A 223-nucleotide genomic window follows, 5' to 3' on the forward strand; every position below is an offset into this window, starting at 1 on the left:
ATGGTTCCGGCGCGGGAGGCGATGGTGCCGGTGGCGAGGGCGGCGGCGGTTTCTTCGCAGGCCGGGGGCAGGGGCTGGCCGGTGATGCCGGTGCGGGGGAGGACGGCGGAGACCAGGGCGAGACGGCGGCGGGCTTCCCCGGCGCCGATCCGCAGCCGGACCCGCAGGAACTCCGCGGTGTTCCGGCACCCGTCATCGGCCGGCGACACCGCCGGGACAGAGC

Annotated in this window: 1 protein-coding gene; it reads right to left on the minus strand. The window is 77.1% G+C overall.

All coding sequences use genetic code 11. The features are described 5' to 3' along the window. A partial coding sequence (locus ABFP37_RS22665) for a hypothetical protein (protein ID WP_347035055.1) occupies nucleotides 1-223 on the minus strand: 223 nt, incomplete at both ends.

Origin of the sequence: Burkholderia sp. RS01, assembly GCF_039748055.1 — a bacterium.
In the GTDB taxonomy this organism is placed as follows: domain Bacteria; phylum Actinomycetota; class Actinomycetes; order Actinomycetales; family Micrococcaceae; genus Arthrobacter.